Origin of the sequence: Microbacterium sp. SS28, assembly GCF_022761035.1 — a bacterium.
Lineage (GTDB): Bacteria > Actinomycetota > Actinomycetes > Actinomycetales > Microbacteriaceae > Microbacterium.
This window is the reverse complement of sequence record NZ_JAKWJP010000003.1, coordinates 446,296-463,177: the sequence shown is the minus strand read 5'-3', so window position 1 is coordinate 463,177 and position 16,882 is coordinate 446,296. Positions and strand designations below refer to the sequence as shown.

Here is a 16,882-nt window from a genome sequence, read left to right as displayed (position 1 = left end):
CCGTGTTACAGACGTCGCAATCGTTTCGATGACTTCGGCCGACGCGTCAAGAGACGTCATGCGGGCTGGATATCATTCCACGCTATGACGCAACGCCTCGAACGCCACGCGCCCACCACGACTGTCGAGGGGGTCGCATCGTGAAGCTCCGCGGCGTCGAACTGGTGCACTGGAACCCTCGCCGGCACATCGGCGACGGGCGCATCGCCCGCGCGCTTCCGCGTCTCAAGCGCCCCAACAACTTCGGCGATCTGCTCGGTCCGCTCATCGTCAAGGAGCTCGCAAAGAGCGTTCCCGGACGCGCCGACGAGCGCCGTCTGCTGAGCGTCGGCTCGGTCCTGCACTTCGGTCGCGAGGGCGACACCGTGTGGGGAAGCGGGCGCAACGGGAAGATCTCGGATGACGCCTACCGCTTCACGCACCTCGACGTCCGAGCGGTCCGAGGACCCCGCACGCGCGCCTGGCTCGCCGAGCGCGGCATCGACGCCCCGGCCGTCTACGGCGACCCCGCGCTGCTCGTGCCGACGATCTTCCGCGAGTTCGCGGCATCCGTCGTTCCCCGCAAACGCGGCGTGACCGTCGTGCCGAATCTGCACGACGTTCCCCGCTGGAAGGACGAGCCGGGATTCCTCGACCCGACGACCCGCGTGTGGAAGACGATCCGCACGATCGCCGAGAGCTCGCACGTCGTGGCGTCGTCGCTGCACGGGATCATCCTGGCCGAGACGTTCGGCGTGCCGGCGTCTCTCGTGCTCCCGGGCGCCGAGGATCTGTTCAAGTACCACGACTACTACGAGGGCACGGGGCGCACCCTCCCGCCCTCGTCGCAGACCGTCGCGGAGGCCCTCGAGAACCCCGCTCCGCCCATTGCGGACTGGGACCCGCAGCCGCTCCTGAACGCCTTCCCGGCGGACCTGTGGACGGGCGCGGCGGCACGGAAAACGCACGCCGCAGCCTGACGGTTTATCCGATTCGCGTCGGTTTCGAGCACGTAAACACTCGATGCCGAGCGGATGTCGAGGGTCCAGCCCTGTCGCGATCATCGCTACAGTGGCATCCGGACAGGGTCGTCATCGTTCCGAGCAGTTCCCCAAGACTGAGAGCCACACCATGACGACAACAGCCGATCGTGCCGCCGTCACGGCGGACCCGGTCCCCTCCGGTCCCGCGGTGATCACCGTCCAGCAGACGCTGGTTCCGCCGGACGGCCACACGAAGTTCGTCGACCAGATGGTCGGGATGGACAATCCGGCGGTCGTCCACCGGTTCTTCTCCTGGAAGCAGGCGATCTTCTCGCGCTACGACGTCTTCCACGCGCACTGGCCCGAGCTGACGATCCGCGGCGGCACGCCGCTGCGCCGGTTCACGCGCCGGCGGTATCTCGACGCCTTCCTGCTGCGCGCCAAGGTGCTTCGGACCCCGATCGTCCGGCACCTGCACAACGTCGAGCCGCACGAGCCCGGCAGCGCCGCCGAACGGCGCTCGCTGCGCCGGTTCGACCGCGCGACCGACGTGTACATCCGGCTCAACCCGACGACGACGCCCCCGACCGACCGCCCCGTCGTCACGGCGCTGCACGGCCATTACCGCAAGGCGTACGCGGCGCACCCGCTGCCCGCGCCCGAGCCCGGCCGCATCGTCTACTTCGGCATCATCCGTCCCTACAAGGGCGTCGATGCGCTCGCGACCGTCTTCTCGGAGCTTGACGGCGACGACCTGACGCTGCGGATCGTGGGCTCGCCCAGCACGGGGCAGCGCGAGATGGTCGAGGCGCACTGCGAGCGCGACCCGCGCATCACGGCGCTCCTGCGCTACGTCTCGGACGCCGAACTCGTCGACGAGGTCGGCCGCGCCGAGCTCGTCGTGCTGCCGTACAACGAGATGCACAACTCCGGCGCGATCCTCGCCGCGATGTCGCTCTCGCGTCCCGTGCTCGCACCGCGGACGCCCGCCAACACGGCACTCTCCGAAGAGGTCGGACCGGGCTGGATCCTCGAGTACGACGGCGACCTGAGCGCCGAGACCCTGCGCGAAGCGCTCGAGACCGTCCGCTCGGCGGAACGCTCCGCCGAGCCGGACCTCTCGGAACGGGACTGGGACCACGTCGGCCGCATCATCGAAGGCGCGTACCGCCAGGCGATCTCACGGGTGGCCCGCCGCCGATGACGGGCACGGACGTGAACACGTCCCTGGGAGAGTCGGCGTCGCGGGGCGCCGCCGTCACCGTCCTGGGGCAGGTAATCCGCATCGTCGTGCAGCTCGGCGGGATCATGATCCTGGCGCGCCTGCTGACGCCGACCGACTACGGTCTGCTCGCCATGGTGACCGCCATCATCGGCGTCGGCGAGCTCATCCGCGACTTCGGTCTGAGCTCCGCCGCGATCCAGGCGCGCACCCTGAGCCGCGGGCAGAAGAACAACCTGTTCTGGATCAACGCGTCGATGGGCGCGACGCTCATGCTGCTGACGATCTCGGCATCGTGGCTCATCGCGGCGTTCTACGGCGACGACCGACTGCAGCCCATCGCGGCCGCGCTGTCGGTGACGTTCCTGCTCAACGGTCTGTCGACGCAGTTCCGCGCCGACATGTCGCGCAACCTCCGGTTCGGCCGCCTCGTCGTCGTCGAGACCAGTGCACAGGCGCTCGGACTCGCGGTCGGACTCGCGATGGCGTTCGCGGGCACGGGCTACTGGGCGCTCGTGGGCCAGCAGATCGGCCAGACGGTCGCGGCGCTCGGCTTCCTCATCGCCCTCGCCCGATGGTTCCCCGGCGGCATCTCGCGCGGCGAGCCGATGCGGGGCCTGCTCGGGTACGGCGTCAACATGTTCGGCACGCAGCTGCTGACATACACGAGCCGCAACGTCGACTCGATCGTCATCGGCGCGCGCTTCGGCGCGGCCGACCTCGGTCTCTACAACCGCGCCTTCCAGCTGATGATGCTGCCGCTCCTGCAGCTCAACGCGCCCTCGACGCGCGTCGCACTGCCCGTGCTGTCGCGGCTGCAGGACGACAAGGCGCGCTACGCCGCCTTCATCACGTTCGGGCAGACGGCGCTCCTCTCGGTCATCGGCGCCGTGCTCGCCCTGCTCGGCGCACAGGCCGAGTCCGTCATCCGGATCATGCTCGGCCCGCAGTGGCTCGAAGCCGTGCCGGTCTTCCGCATCCTGCTCGTCGCGGGCTTTTTCCAGGCCGCGGGCTACGCGAGCTACTGGGTCTTCCTGTCCAAGGGGCTCATGCGGCAGAACCTGTACTACTCGCTCGTGACGCGCCCGCTCATGATCGTCGCGATCCTCGTCGGCTCGATCTGGGGCATGTACGGCGTCGCGATCGCGTACTCGGCCTCGATCGCGATCATGTGGCCGCTCTCGCTGCTGTGGGTGCGCCGCTCGTCGGACGCCCCCGTCGGCGCGATGTTCTTCAACGGCGCCCGCGCGATCATCGTGTTCGGCCTCGGCTGCGTCGTGTCGGGCTTCTCGACGATCTGGATCGACCCCGAGCTGCCGTTCATCCGCGTCATCGTGGGCGGCCTCGTGCTGCTCGCGTGGCTCGGCCTCGTGGCGCTCGTGTGGCCGCGGTTCCGGCGCGACATGGTCGAGCTCGCGAGCGCTCGCCGGTTCTTCAAGCGCCGCCGCAAGGCGGCCGGAACAGCGGCCGTCGTGACCGAGCCCGAGCTCGCCGAGGCCCTCGAAGACCCCGCGCTGAGCGAGGGCGAAGAGCGCCTCGAGCGGCCGCACGACCTGATTCCGGGAGACGAACCTCCCGCCGAATGGAACGACGACGAAGGGAAACGCCGATCATGACCGCTTCCGCTGCACCCACCGCAGCCCCGGCCCCGGCATCCGCTGCGAGCGCCCCGACCCGCACCCTCTCGGTGCTGTTCGTCATCCCGTCCCTGCACGGCGGCGGCGCGGAGTTCGTCGCACGCACGTGGATGGGCTGGCTCGCCGAGCGCGGCCACACCGTGAGCGTCATCACGACCTCGGGCAAGGACACGACCGGCTACCTGCCGGAGGGCGTGCAGGCCTACTCCGTCGCGAAGGCCAAGGGGCACTTCGGCAAGGCGCGCGCCGTCGCCGACCTCTTCCGCGTGACGAAGGCCGACGTCGCCGTGAGCCTGCAGGCGCACGCCAACCTCATCCTCCTGACCGCGGGCGAGCTCGCGCGCGACAAGGCCCCCAAGATCATCGTGAGCGAGCGCAACCTCGTGTCGCTCGGCCTCGACGGCGCAGACCTGTCGCACAAGGTGAAGATCTGGTTCGCCCGCAAGCTCTACCCCCGCGCCGACCACGTCATCGCCATCTCGCACCCCGTCGCCGGCGAGCTCGTCGCGGGCTTCGGCGTCAAGGGCGAGCGGATGACGGTGGTCGCCAATCCCGCGACCGCGAAGGTCGCGAGCCGCGCGCGGGTCGAGCGCGAGCCCGGCATCGAGGCGGGCCTGCAGATCGTCCTGCCCTGCCGCCTCGTCGTGCAGAAGCGCCCCACGCTCGCGATCGACACGGCCGCCGAGCTCGCCAAGCGGGGCATCACGGCCGAGGTCGTCTCGTTCGGCGGCGGGCCGCTGCTGGCCTCGATGAACGACGCCGCTGCGCGCACCGGCGTCACGTTCGTCGACAAGGGCTGGGTCGAGGACTGGTTCTCGCACTTCGCGCCGAACGCCGTCGTGCTGCTCCCCTCCAACCGCGAGGGGTTCGGCAACGTCCTCGTCGAGGCGGCGGCGGTCGGCGTCCCGTCGGTCGCGGTCTCGGGCGCACTCGGCGTCGCCGACGCGATCGTCCCCGGCATCACGGGCGAGCTCGCCCTGACCGATGACCCGTCCGACCTCGCCGACGCCGTCGTGCGGGCGAGCGCACTGGGCCTCGAGCACATCGACGCGTGGCTCGACCGCTTCTCGGTGGACTCGAGCGGCCGCGACCTCGAGCGCGTGCTCGACCTCGTGACCTCAGGGAGCTCTGCGACATGACCTCGAGCGAGTCCGTGGCATCCATCAGCGTCGTCCTGCCGTGCTTCAACGCGGCGGAGTTCGTCGAGTCCGCCGTCGAGCGCCTGCTCGGCCAGGCGGGTCCCGCACTCGAGGTCGTCCTCGTCGACGACAAGTCGACCGACGACACGGCGCTGATCATCGCCCGGCTCGCCGAGGCCCACTCCACCGTGCGGGCCGTGCTGCTGCCCGAGAACGGCGGCGTCGCCGCCGCGCGCGAAGCGGCCGTGGCCGCGGCATCCGGTGACTACATCTGGTTCGTGGACGCAGACGACGAGTGGCCGGATGACGCGGCGAGCGCGCTGCGGGATGCCGCGATCGCCGCCGACGCCGACATCGTGTGCGCCGGGGCGACCGTCGTCTCCGAGGGCCAGCCCGAGCGCCCCGTCGGCAATCTGCCGGACGGCGACCTGCTGACCGGCGCCGAGGGGCTCGATGCGCTGCTCGTCGGCGGCATCACGGGGCACCTGTGGAACAAGCTCTTCCGGCGGTCGCTCCTCGGCCGGATCGAGTTCACGCGCATCCGTCAGCACTCGGATCAGGCCATGGTCGCCCAGGCTCTCGTCGAGGCCGACCGCGTCGCACTGCTGCACCGCTCCGTCTACACGTACAAGCTGCGCACCGGCTCGATCATCCGGTCCGGCTCGCGCCGCGCCGACTCCCTCCGCGAGCTCGGTGAGGTCATGGCCCGGTGCGTCGCGCGCGTCGACGCGGCGGCGCTGCGGAGCCCCGACTACCTCTACTACCGCGCGCGGTACAACACGCTGTCCCGGCTGAAGGATGCGACCTCGGGCGCCTACTCCGACACCGAGCGACGCGGCCTCGTCAAGCAGGTTCGCTCGGAGATGTCGTTCGCGCAGCTCGGCGCGATCGGCCGCCGGGGAGACGTCACGCGCTTCGGCATCTACACGCTCGGGTGGCTCAGCCCGCGTGCGTACAGCGTCGTGCTCGAGAAGGCGGGAGGCCGACTGTGACGCCTCCTCACCGCTCGCCCGACGATGTTCGCACGATCGACGCCCTCGCGACACAGCCTGGAAACGGCGCATCCGTAGCGTGGAAAGTGCACTTCGCACCAAATGACCCTGGGGGGGGAGGTTCGCGATGACCGATTCAGCGCGCACCAGATGGACTTTGATCGACCGCAACACGCGCCCGAAGGCATGGGTGAACGTCGCCAAGGGCGTCGCCATGTTCATGGTGGTGATCTTCCATACGAGCCTCTACTTCGGCGAGGCCGAGATCGCGAGCTTCCCGGGGCGCATCAAGCTGTTCCTCGAGGCGTTCCCGATGCCCGCCTTCTTCGTCATCTCGGGCATGTTCGCGCTGCGCGTCTCGACGTGGACGTTCCCGCAGCTGTGGAAGCGCCGGCTCCTGCCGCTGCTGTGGCTCTACATCGTCTGGTCCCTCGTCCGGTTCGTCTTCTACATCGTCGTGCCCGGCACGAACGGGGATCTCGGCGCGCTTCCCGCGACGGACCCGCGCAGCATCCTGCTGCTGCTCGTATGGCCCAGCAACAGCTACTGGTTCCTCTACGCGATGTTCTGGTTCACCCTCGGCGTGTGGGCGCTCGGCCGCGTGCCGGTGTGGCTCAAGCTCGGCGGCGCCGCGCTCGTGTCCACGGCCATCACCTCCGGCATCGCGAGCCTGGGCAACCTGGGCTGGAACCGCACGGCCGCACTCTTCCTGTTCTTCCTGATCGGCGCGCTGTTCTACGAGCGGATCACGACGGGCATCGCGAAGTCCGGCCCATGGACGCTCGTCGGCCTCGCCGTCGTCTACCTCGGATTCTCGGCCGTCGTCGTGGCAGTGCCCGGCGCGCGCGGTCTGCCGTTCGCCGTGACGATCATGCAGGTGCTCGCAATCGCCGTCGGCTTCGTCGCGTCGAAGTACATCGCGATGGTCCGTCCGCTCGCGGCCGTCTTCGGGACGATCGGCGAGTGGAGCCTGCAGATCTACCTGCTGCACCTGTTCATCATCGTGAGCATGGCGTCGCTGCTCGAGTGGCTGCTGCCGCCCATGGGAGGCCCGCTCGGCGCGCTGCTCGTGACGGCGTGCGCGATCCTCACGACCTGGATCGCGGTGCTCCTTTCGAAGCTCACGACCAAGGTCAAGTGGCTGTACATTCCGCCGACGCGCCTGCGGCGCTCGCGCAAGGCCGTGGGAGAAAGCACCGCGTGATCCACCGTTTCTCCGCACTCACGGCCGGCCTCGCGGTCGCCGTGCTCGCCGTGACCGGCTGCGCCTCCGGGGCGCCTGCCGACAGCGGCGAGAGCACCCCCGTCCCCTCCGCGACGGCGGGAGCGACGCAGACCGAGGTCTACCGCACGGTCGACGGCACCGAGCTGACGGCCGAGATCTGCGAGCCGGAAGAGGCCTCCGCACCGGCGCCCGCCATCGTGCTGCTGCACGGGGGCGGGTTCAGCGAGGGCACGCGCTCGAGCATGCTCGAGCTGTGCGCCGAGTCGGCCGCGCAGGGCATCGTCGGCGTCACGATCGACTACCGGCTGCTTCCCGAGAACTCGTACCCCGCGCAGGTCGACGACGCGACGGCCGCCGTCGCGTGGCTCAAGGAGCCGGATGTCGCGGAGAAGTACGGCGTCGACCCCGATCGGATCGGCATGATCGGCAGCTCGGCCGGCGCCATCATCACGGCGACGCTCGCGACGCGCGACGACTCGGGCCTGTCCGCCGCAGCGGCGCTGTCCCCCGTGTCGGACATGCGGCCGAGCGGGCTCGAACTGGGCACGCCCACCGCCGCGGCGGTCGGGACGATCCTCGCCTACCTCGGCTGCACCGACATCGAGGACTGCGCGGTCGGGGCCGAGGCATCCCCTCTCCCCGCCGTGACCCCCGGCGACGTGCCGCTCTTCCTCGCCGCCGGCACGAACGAACTCGTGCCGGTCGGCCAGGTCGAGGCGCTGCACGACGCGCTCGTCGCCGCGGGGGTGCCGACCGAGATGGTCCTGCCCGCGGGGCAGCGCCACGGACTCGCGCTCCTCACGGACGAGGTGCGCGCCAAGATGTTCGCCTTCATGGTGGAACGGCTGTGATGGGGCAGCGGCACGACCGAGAACTCAACCGCACACCGACACCGGGAGGACCACGATGAGCAGCACACTGCCACCCCTCGACGCCGACACACCCCGCAAGCTTCTCCTCGCCGCATCCACGGGAGGCCATATCGCGCAACTCGTGCGCCTGGCTCCGGGACTCGGCGCGACGGACGACTCGCTCTGGATCAGCTTCGACTCGCCGCAGACGCGATCGCTGCTGGCCGGCCGGCGCACCCTCATGGTGCCCTACATCCGCCCGCGCGACTGGAAGTCCACGGCCGAGGCCTACCGCCTCATCCGCAAGGCCGTTGCGCAGGAGAGCTTCGAGGCCGCTGTGAGCACGGGCGCGGCCCTGGCCCTCGCGGCGCTCCCCGCGGCGCGCCTGGCCGGCACCCCCACGCTCTACATCGAGAGCGTGTCGCGCGTGCAGGGCCCCTCGCTCAGCGGGCGCATCCTCTATGGCGTGCGCGGCGCCGAGATGCGCTCACAGCACCGCTCGTGGGCGACAGGCCGCTGGGGCGTGCACCCGAGCGTGCTCGAGACGTTCACGACCACCCAGCGCGAGGTCGACTCCGACCGTCCGCTCAAGATCTTCGTGACGCTCGGCACGATCGAGGGCTACCGCTTCGACTCCCTCGTCGACGCCGTCCTCGCGACGGGTCTCGCAGGGCCCGAGACGACGTGGCAGCTCGGCTACACGGACCGCGCCGACGACCTGCCCGGCCGTGCCGTCTCGCAGATGGACGCCGAAGACTTCAATCGGACGGCCCGCGAGGCCGACGTCGTCATCACGCACTCGGGCGTCGGCACGATCCTGGGGATGCTCGAGATGGGCATCTACCCCGTCGCGGTCGTCCGTCGCTCGGCACGCAAGGAGCACGTCGACGACCACCAGGAGCAGATCGCGGCCCTCATCAACGAGAGCGGGATCGGCTCCGCTGTCGAGGCCGACGGCCTGACGGCCGACATCCTCCGGGATGCCGCCACCCACGCGATCCGCATCGACAGCGACGGCGTGCCCGAGCTGGCAGACCTCGGAAGCGGGAGGTCGTGATGGAGATCTACGTCCCCGGCATCGGCCAGTACGACAACATCGGCGACATCATCCTGCGCCGCCGACTGCTGCGCTGGCTCGAGCCGCTCGGTCGCCTGCACGTCTTCGTCGGCAATGCGCCGGCAGGCTACGCCGAGTCCCTCGTCGGGCCCGAGCACGTCGTGTACCGCAGCTTCACCGCGTGGTACCGCGCCGCGCTCGCGGATGCCGTCCGCGGCAAGGCGGCGTACGTCTTCAAGCCCGGTGAGATCCAGATCACGTTCGCAGGGCTCAAGGAGCACCTCAGCACGCTGCCCCTCCTCGCGGCGATCAAGCTGCGCCGCAAGCCCGTCATCCGGGTGGGCGCCGGCGCGCGCGGATTCGAGCGGATCCCCAAGCTCCTGATGCAGCCGTCGCTCGCCATGACCGACCTCATCGCCTGGCGCGACGCGCGCACCGCCGCGTTCCTCGGGCGGGGCGAGGTCATGCCCGATCTCGCCTTCGGCGAGGGCGAGGCGGAGCCCCGCGGAGACGAGAAGCGCTCGCTGCTCATCGTCTCGATGCGCAGCGACCGTGCCATCCCGTCCGACGCGTGGTTCGCCGCCGTCCGCTCCTTCGCCGACGACCGCGAGCTCGACGTCGTCTCGGTCGTGCAGGTCGAGCGCGACGCCGAGCGCTCGCGCCTGCTCGCCGACCGCCTCGGCGGCCGGTACCACGAGTGGTCGGGCGACGACCACGAGCGGCACGAGCGCGAACTGCGCGAGCTCTACCAGCAGACCTCGGTCGCCGTGAGCGACCGCCTGCACGTGCTCATCACCGCCGTCACGGAAGGCGCGGCGCCCTTCGCGCCACTCGTCGACGACAGCGACAAGATCGACCGGCACTTCGCCGCCGCCGGGATCGAGGGCGTCTCGCTCCCGACCTCAGGCGTGAGCGAGGGTGTCATCCGCGACGCGCTCGCGAAGGCCGCCGACAGCTGGCCCCGCGTGCAGTCCGCCCTCGCGACGGCGCGCACGCAGCTCGAATCCGTGCAGGCGCGCGTCACCGCGCTCCTGCGCCCCGACCTCGCCCCCGCCGTGAGCGCGCCCTCCGCGGCGCAGCCCACCGTGTGGCACGTCGGACGCAAGGGCGAGATCGCGGGCGGCATGACGCAAGTCGTGAACGCCTACCTGTCATGGCCGTTCGGCACGGTGCGTCAGCGCCTCCTCGTGAGCCGCAACGGCACCAAGGGACTCTCGGGGATGGCGCTCTTCGCCTCGGCTCTCGTGCGCACGCCGTTCCTCGGACGCCGCGACCGCACGATCGTCGCCGTGCACCTCTCGCAGCAGGGCTCCTTCGTGCGCGAAGGACTGATCCTGCGCTTCGCGAAGCGCCTCGGCTATTCGACCGTCGCGCATCTGCACGGCAGCAGCTTCGTGGACTTCGCCGCCGGGTCCCCCGCCCTCGTCCGCAAGACCCTCGGCGCGGCCGATGTCGTCGTCGCACTGAGCGCCGAGACCAAGGCGGCGGTCCTCGGCCTGCTCCCGGACGCGCGCGTCGAGCTCGTGCCCAACGCCGTCCCCGAGGGTCGCGCGCGGGCGAAGGAGCAGCTCGTCGTCTTCGGCGGCGGCGTCACGCGCCGCAAGGGCGTCGACGTCCTCGTCGAGGCGTGGAAGCGCGCCGAGCCCGACGGATGGGAGCTGCACATCGCGGGCCCCATCATCGAGTCCGACCTCGTCACGGACCTGCCTGAGGGCGTCTCCAAGCCGGGAGCACTCGAGCACGACGCGCTCATGACGCTTCTCGAGCGCTCCACGATCGCGGTGCTGCCCTCGCGCGACGAGGCGATGCCGATGTTCGTGCTGGAGGCTCTCGCGCGCAAGAACGCCGTCATCTCGACGCCCGTCGGCGGCATCCCCGGCGTGCTCGGCGGCGGCGCCGGTGTGCTGGTGACGCCGGGCGATGCGGACGAGCTCGCCACGGCGCTGCGCACCCTCATGGACGACTCCTCCGAGCTCTCTACGGTGTCGGCGGCCGGCTTCGACCGATTCTCGTCTGAGTTCTCGGCGGATGCCGTCTACCCCCGCGTCGAGCGCCTCTGGCTGAGCGTCCTCGACTGACCGATTGAGGCGTTGATCGGGCGTTCCCTGACCGTAAGACCCCCGTAACACTCGCCTCATACCATGGCGACACCGACGCACGGAGGACAAGTGCTCCACTCTGAAGGCCTCTTCGCCACCGCTCCCGCCCCTCGGCGGAGCGGTGTCGGGCGAGCCCTCCGGTCCGTCGTCGGCTACTCCGCTCTGCTGCTCGCAGTCGGGCTCAGCGCCTTCGTCGGCGTGGAGCTGCCGCTCGTCCTGTTCCTCGCCGTTGCAGGCATCGGGTTCTTCGCCCTCGCGTGGTTCCGCCCGAAGACTGCCCTCGCCCTGACGCTCATCGGCGCGCTCATCTCGCCGCAGCTGCAGGCCGCGCTCGGCAGCGTCGGCGGCATCGCGGACGAGGCGCTCATCTTCGGGACCTGCGCCGCGATCGCGGCGCGACGCCTCGTCGCCGAGAAGACGCTCGTGTGGCTCCCCGGCATGGGGTGGTTCGTCCTCTTCCTGTTCGCGGGGGCACTCGGCGCCGTGCTCTACGGGACGCCTCTGAGCATCTCGCTGCAGGGTGCGACGCTCCTCGCGAAGTGCTTCGTCTTCGCCTTCGCCGTGGCTCAAGTGCATTGGAGCCCGAAGGACCTGCAGGGTCTCGCCAAGTCGGGCTTCATCCTCGCGCTCGTCCTGATCGCGACCGGCTTCGTGAACCTCGTAATCCCCGGCCCCTGGACAGGACTGTTCGGCGGATCGCCCGTCCAGTTCACGGCCGGCATCCCGTCCATCATCGGGCCCTTCCGCCAGCCGGCCGCCTTCGGCCGGATGGCGGTCATCATCGCGGCATCCATCCTCGTCTACCAGTTCTTCGTGCGCTCGAGCTGGTTCGGGTACGCCGCCGCGTTCATCCTCGCGGGCCTCGCGCTGTTGACGTTCCGCGTCAAGTCGCTCGTCGGACTGCTCACGGTCTCGTCGGGCCTCGTCCTGCGCGCCGGACGGCCGATGCTGCTCTTCGTGATCGCGGGCGTCATCCCTGCGGCCCTCGCGATCGTCGGGCCAGGGCTCTTCCTCTACGTCTTCGGTGATGTCGACCTCTACTACGGCGAGGGTGCTGTCTCGGCGCGATCGCGTCTGACCGACGGTGGTCTCGGGGTCGCGCAGACCTACTTCCCGCTCGGCGTCGGCTTCGGCCGGTACGGCAGCGCGACGGCGGCCGACTACTACAGCCCCGAGTACATCCGCCTCGGCTTCCAGTACATCTACGGCATCGGCAGCGGCATCGGGATGGGCAAGTACCTCAACGACACGCAGTGGCCCGCCCTCCTCGGCGAGACGGGCTGGCTCGGCACGATCGCCTTCGTCATCGGCGCGATCCTCGCCGTGCGCGTCCTGTTCTTCCGCGTCGCGGACAACGAGCCGAGCATCATCCGCTGGATCCGACTGAGCGGCATCTGCTGGTTCGCGCTGATCATGCTCGACTCGGTCGCCGCCCCCGCCTTCAGCTCGCCGCCCTCGTACCTCTTCCTGTTCGCGGCGCCGGCCATCATCGCGTCGATCCGCTCCGATCTGCGCGCGGGGTCGATGGTCCTCCCGCCGCTGCTGCCTGCCCCAGTTCGCTCCACCACCTCCAGCGCCGCATCGTCGGCTGCGCTGGCCCCCGACCGCCGACGGTCCCTCGAAGCTGAGGGCATGATCGCGCCGGACGAGGAGTCCAACGCTTTCGTCAGCTCCGCCGCACGCGGCAGCGGGCGAAGGAAACCGAGATCCAACCCTGGAGATGCACCATGAACCTTGTCACGCTCGGCCGCGTCCTTCGACGCTCCTGGTGGTGGGTCGTCCTGATCCTCCTCGTCGCCTTCGTGGGCGGCTGGCTCGCGACCTCCGCAACCCCTAAGACGTACGCCGCCGAGACGCGCGTGCTGTACTCCCTCGATGCGGGCGGCTCGATCCAGAGCCAGCTCCAGGCGACGAGCCTTGCGAGCCAGCGCGCCGCGATCGACGCAGAGCTGGTGCCGACCGAGATCATCCTGGCGCCTGTCGTCGCCGAGATCGGCGACCCCGACCTCACGGTGCAGGTCGTCTCGGCCGCCACGACGGCGACGGCTACGTCGACGGTGCTCGTGGTCACCGTGACGCTCATCGACCCCGACGAGGCCGCCGCCGTGGCGAACGGCATCGTCGAGCAGCTCAACGTGCGCGCCGCGAGCGACCCCGTCGTCCTCGATCCGACCAACGTCGAGGCGCCCACCTACAACTACACCCTCACGACGCTCGTGCCGGCCATCCCGCCGACGACGCCCGCGAGCCCGAGCCTCGTGGTCAACCTCCTCATCGCCTTCGCGGTCGGCGTCTTCGCCTCCGCGATCTTCCTCGCCGTACAGGCCGGCAGGGATCGGCGCGTGTACGACCTCGCGCGCGTCCGCACACTCACGGATGCACCGGTCCTCGGCACGGTCGCGGTCACGCGCGGCTCGAAGGGCGCCCCCCTCCAGCGCGACGTCGCGGCGCTGCGCGCGGCGCTGCTCTCGCGCTCCAGCGGAGCGGCGACGTGGCTCATCACGTCGGCGGGCGCCGGCATCCCGGCCAAGCGGATCGGCGCACCGCTCGCAGCGGCCTTTGCGGCGACAGGCGAAGAGACCCTGCTCCTGTCGACCGAGGCGGACGCGTCCGATTCGGCTCTAGGCCTCACCGACTACCTCGCCGGGACGGCAAAGCCCGCCGAGATCGTCGAGGCGGCATCCATCGAGAACCTCGCCCTCGTGGGTGCGGGGACGCGGACGGATGTCTCGCACGACCTCTTCGCGAGCACGACCACCCCGAGCCTCCTTTGGAGCCTGACGGACGGCACGCGGGTCGTCATCATCACGGCCCCCGCGACGGACGAGACGGCGGATGCCGCGACCCTCGCGCGCCTCGGCGGACGCACCCTCGTGGTCGTGACGGCGGGGAAGACGACCGACGACGACCTCACCCGCACGCTCGAGTCGCTCACCGAGGCCGGCGCCGAGGTCGGCGGGGTCATCTGGGTGACCAAGGCCTGACATGCGACGGAGTGCGCCGCGTCCCGTTCGCGGGGCGCGGCGAACTCCGTCAATGTGGCGATCCTGTTAATTCTCACGTCACATCCGTAAACATCCGGGGGTCGAGACCTGTCTCGACGCCGGCGCGCGCGATGCTGGAGATGAACGATCGGCGACCGCCGCTGTGCGGGCCCAGTGGAGGGTCCGCGACGAATGCCATGGTCTGCGCCGTGGCGTTCTACCCGACAAGTAACAGAAGACACGCAACAAACTGGAGAAGCAGTGAGCTCAGAATCCTCAACCGGGGGCGGCGGCCTCAGCCGTCGCACCTTCATCGCCGGCGGCGCCGCCGCCGCGATCGGTGCCACGGCGGGCATCCTCGGCGGAGCCCTTCCGGCATCCGCCGTCGAGGAGTACACGAAGGTGCCCAAGTTGCCCGGCGAGATCTCGCGTCTGAGCAATCAGAAGACCAAGGCCGGCAAGCTGTACGAGAGCATCGACGTCTCGATCGCCGGCGACCCCACGCGCATCTTCGTGCCGCACGCGTCCCCCCCGAGCAAGACCCGGTGGGTTCCGGTGATCTGGTTCTACCACGCCACCAACAGCTCGTACACGTCGCTCAGCAGCGCGTTCCTGTACGGCGCGACGCCGGCCGTCGACGAGGGCGCCATCTGCATCTGCCCCGACTACGGCGGGCCGACATCCTTCGCGAACGCCGCGGCCGTGCAGGCGCAGGTCAACGCTGTGGCGTACGTCAACTCGCTGTGGCGCGTCTACTACAGCTTCGCCCGATCCAACTCGGGCGGTGGCGGGCTCATGTGCTGGGCGTTCGGCAACAACATGCTGCCGCGCCAGCAGGGCATGTACCTCGCAAGCTCCGTCTACGACATGTGGGATGCCTATGTGAGCGGCCCCACGCTCGTCGGCCCCGCCTATGGTTTCAACTCCGACGCGGTGCACGCCACCAATGCCGCCGAACTTCCTGAGTCGGCATGGGCGGGGAGCCGCATCCGGGCGTCGTTCAACCCCCTCGACACGCGCGTACCCCCCGAGAAGCACGCCATCGCGCTGCTCGCGAAGGCGCAGCCCGTCGCCATCGAGACGTCGTACATCACGCACGACGGCGGTGGCACCGCCACGGGCCACACGGTGCCGGGCTTCGTCAACACCGACATGCTCCAGACCTTCAAGCGCTGGGCGAACCTCTGAGAGAGGCGGCGGAGGGCAGGGGGCCGCGCGCCTCAGGCCCTCCGCCACACATGCGCTGCGGGCCCGCCCCTGCCGTGCATGTTGAAGTAACCCCCCCGTAACAGGGGGTTGGTAGGAAGAACGTAACGAAGACGGGCAACGAGGCTCGGGAACACTGAGAACCTCAAGGAGCACCACCATGCGTCTGTCTGTGATCGGTTGCGGGTACCTCGGAGCAGTCCACGCGGCGGCCATGGCGTCCATCGGCCACGAAGTGGTCGGTATCGACGTCGACGAGCGCAAGATCGAATCGCTGTCGAAGGGCCTCGCCCCCTTCTTCGAGCCCGGCCTGCAGGAGATCCTGCAGGAAGGCATCGCCTCGGGCCGCCTCACCTTCACGACCGACCTTGCGGCAGCCGCCGGCGCCAAGGTCCACTTCGTGGGTGTCGGCACGCCCCAGGTGAAGGACGGCTACGCGGCCGACCTCACCTACGTCAACGCGGCGGTCGACGGCCTCCTGCCGTACCTCAGCCCCGGCGACCTGGTCGCGGGCAAGTCGACCGTCCCCGTCGGGACGGCCGCGAGGCTCGCGGAGAGCGTCACTCCCACCGGCGCGACGCTCGTGTGGAACCCCGAGTTCCTGCGCGAGGGCTTCGCCGTCCAGGACACGGTCGACCCCGACCGCCTCGTCGCGGGCGTCCCGTCGACGAGCTCGGGAGCGGTCAGCGATGAAGGCGCGCGCGCCGCCGACATCCTGCGCGAGGTCTACCACCCCTCCGTCGCGAAGAACACGCCCTTCATCGTCACCGACTACGCGACGGCCGAGCTCGTCAAGGTCTCGGCGAATGCGTTCCTCGCGACGAAGATCTCGTTCATCAACGCGATGGCCGAGATCGCCGAGGTCACGGGCGCCGACGTCACGCAGCTCGCCGACGCGATCGGCCATGACGCGCGCATCGGACGCCGCTTCCTCGGAGCCGGCATCGGCTTCGGCGGCGGCTGCCTCCCCAAGGACATCCGCGCCTTCTCGGCACGCGCCGAGGAGCTCGGCCGCGGCGAGTCGGTCAACTTCCTCCGCGAGGTCGACGCAATCAACCTGCGCCGTCGCGACCGCGCCGTCGACCTCGTCGTCGCCGCGCTCGACGGCGTCGTGTTCGAGAAGAAGGTCGCCGTCCTCGGCGCCGCCTTCAAGCCGCACAGCGATGACATCCGCGACTCCCCCGCGCTCGACGTCGCCGTGCGCCTCAAGGGTCTCGGCGCCGACGTCGTCGTGACCGACCCGGCCGCGATCGAGAACGCCCGGCGCATCCACCCGCAGCTCACGTACAACGAAGACCTCGACGCGACCCTCAAGGACGCCGACGCCGTCATCGTCGTGACCGAGTGGGACGAGTGGCGCCGCGAGCTGGCACCCGAGCACGCCGCGTCGCTCGTCAAGGCGACGATCGTCGTCGACGGACGCAACTGCCTGGATGCCGCGGCCTGGCGCGCCGCCGGCTGGACGTACTACGGCATGGGTCGCCCCTGACCCACGCCCGAAGAAACGC

The 16,882-nt window shown here is 70.1% G+C and carries 13 protein-coding genes; all 13 read left to right on the top strand.

Annotated features, from left to right (window positions below):
* Positions 1-140: 140 nt before the first annotated feature.
* The 13 genes from MJ607_RS11185 (at position 141) to MJ607_RS11125 (ending at position 16,863) form a co-directional block, all read left to right on the top strand.
* Entirely contained in the window at positions 141-959 is an 819-nt protein-coding gene (locus MJ607_RS11185; protein WP_243075664.1) for a polysaccharide pyruvyl transferase family protein, read from the top strand.
* A gap of 151 nt (positions 960-1,110) precedes the next feature.
* Positions 1,111-2,166 (top strand): glycosyltransferase, encoded by a 1,056-nt coding sequence (locus MJ607_RS11180; RefSeq protein ID WP_243075663.1) that lies wholly within the window; start codon positions 1,111-1,113, stop codon positions 2,164-2,166.
* Positions 2,167-2,177: 11 nt separating this feature from the next.
* Positions 2,178-3,800 carry a lipopolysaccharide biosynthesis protein gene (locus MJ607_RS11175; RefSeq protein ID WP_243075662.1) on the top strand — a complete coding sequence of 541 codons (1,623 nt, stop codon included), beginning with the start codon at positions 2,178-2,180 and terminating at the stop codon, positions 3,798-3,800.
* Entirely contained in the window at positions 3,797-4,960 is a 1,164-nt protein-coding gene (locus MJ607_RS11170; RefSeq protein ID WP_243075661.1) for a glycosyltransferase, read from the top strand. Before MJ607_RS11175 ends, MJ607_RS11170 begins: the two co-directional genes overlap by 4 nt.
* Positions 4,957-5,952: a glycosyltransferase gene (locus MJ607_RS11165; protein WP_243075660.1), complete on the top strand. Its 996-nt coding sequence runs from the start codon at positions 4,957-4,959 to the stop codon at positions 5,950-5,952. Before MJ607_RS11170 ends, MJ607_RS11165 begins: the two co-directional genes overlap by 4 nt.
* A gap of 127 nt (positions 5,953-6,079) precedes the next feature.
* Positions 6,080-7,156 (top strand): acyltransferase, encoded by a 1,077-nt coding sequence (locus MJ607_RS11160; RefSeq protein WP_243075659.1) that lies wholly within the window; start codon positions 6,080-6,082, stop codon positions 7,154-7,156.
* Positions 7,153-8,028: an alpha/beta hydrolase gene (locus tag MJ607_RS11155; RefSeq protein ID WP_243075658.1), complete on the top strand. Its 876-nt coding sequence runs from the start codon at positions 7,153-7,155 to the stop codon at positions 8,026-8,028. The genes MJ607_RS11160 and MJ607_RS11155 overlap by 4 nt, the downstream gene beginning before the upstream one ends.
* A gap of 55 nt (positions 8,029-8,083) precedes the next feature.
* Positions 8,084-9,085 (top strand): glycosyltransferase, encoded by a 1,002-nt coding sequence (locus tag MJ607_RS11150; protein WP_243075657.1) that lies wholly within the window; start codon positions 8,084-8,086, stop codon positions 9,083-9,085.
* Positions 9,085-11,163: a glycosyltransferase gene (locus MJ607_RS11145; protein ID WP_243075656.1), complete on the top strand. Its 2,079-nt coding sequence runs from the start codon at positions 9,085-9,087 to the stop codon at positions 11,161-11,163. The genes MJ607_RS11150 and MJ607_RS11145 overlap by 1 nt, the downstream gene beginning before the upstream one ends.
* Positions 11,164-11,253: 90 nt before the next feature.
* Positions 11,254-12,915, top strand: coding sequence for a hypothetical protein (locus MJ607_RS11140; protein WP_243075655.1), 1,662 nt, complete (start codon positions 11,254-11,256; stop codon positions 12,913-12,915).
* Positions 12,912-14,168 (top strand): Wzz/FepE/Etk N-terminal domain-containing protein, encoded by a 1,257-nt coding sequence (locus MJ607_RS11135; RefSeq protein WP_243075654.1) that lies wholly within the window; start codon positions 12,912-12,914, stop codon positions 14,166-14,168. Before MJ607_RS11140 ends, MJ607_RS11135 begins: the two co-directional genes overlap by 4 nt.
* 261 nt (positions 14,169-14,429) lie before the next feature.
* Positions 14,430-15,356 carry a hypothetical protein gene (locus MJ607_RS11130; RefSeq protein ID WP_243075653.1) on the top strand — a complete coding sequence of 309 codons (927 nt, stop codon included), beginning with the start codon at positions 14,430-14,432 and terminating at the stop codon, positions 15,354-15,356.
* A 178-nt stretch (positions 15,357-15,534) separates the two neighbouring features.
* Entirely contained in the window at positions 15,535-16,863 is a 1,329-nt protein-coding gene (locus tag MJ607_RS11125) for a UDP-glucose/GDP-mannose dehydrogenase family protein (RefSeq protein ID WP_243075652.1), read from the top strand.
* Positions 16,864-16,882: the final 19 nt, after the last annotated feature.

Excerpts from the sequence above, each read along its gene's own strand:
- MJ607_RS11180 (WP_243075663.1), top strand. The coding sequence starts at position 1,111 with ATGACGACAACAGCCGATCGTGCCGCCGTCACGGCGGACCCGGTCCCC.
- MJ607_RS11170 (WP_243075661.1), top strand. The coding sequence starts at position 3,797 with ATGACCGCTTCCGCTGCACCCACCGCAGCCCCGGCCCCGGCATCCGCT.
- MJ607_RS11165 (WP_243075660.1), top strand. The coding sequence starts at position 4,957 with ATGACCTCGAGCGAGTCCGTGGCATCCATCAGCGTCGTCCTGCCGTGC.
- MJ607_RS11160 (WP_243075659.1), top strand. The coding sequence starts at position 6,080 with ATGACCGATTCAGCGCGCACCAGATGGACTTTGATCGACCGCAACACG.
- MJ607_RS11150 (WP_243075657.1), top strand. The coding sequence starts at position 8,084 with ATGAGCAGCACACTGCCACCCCTCGACGCCGACACACCCCGCAAGCTT.
- MJ607_RS11145 (WP_243075656.1), top strand. The coding sequence starts at position 9,085 with ATGGAGATCTACGTCCCCGGCATCGGCCAGTACGACAACATCGGCGAC.
- MJ607_RS11135 (WP_243075654.1), top strand. The coding sequence starts at position 12,912 with ATGAACCTTGTCACGCTCGGCCGCGTCCTTCGACGCTCCTGGTGGTGG.
- MJ607_RS11125 (WP_243075652.1), top strand. The coding sequence starts at position 15,535 with ATGCGTCTGTCTGTGATCGGTTGCGGGTACCTCGGAGCAGTCCACGCG.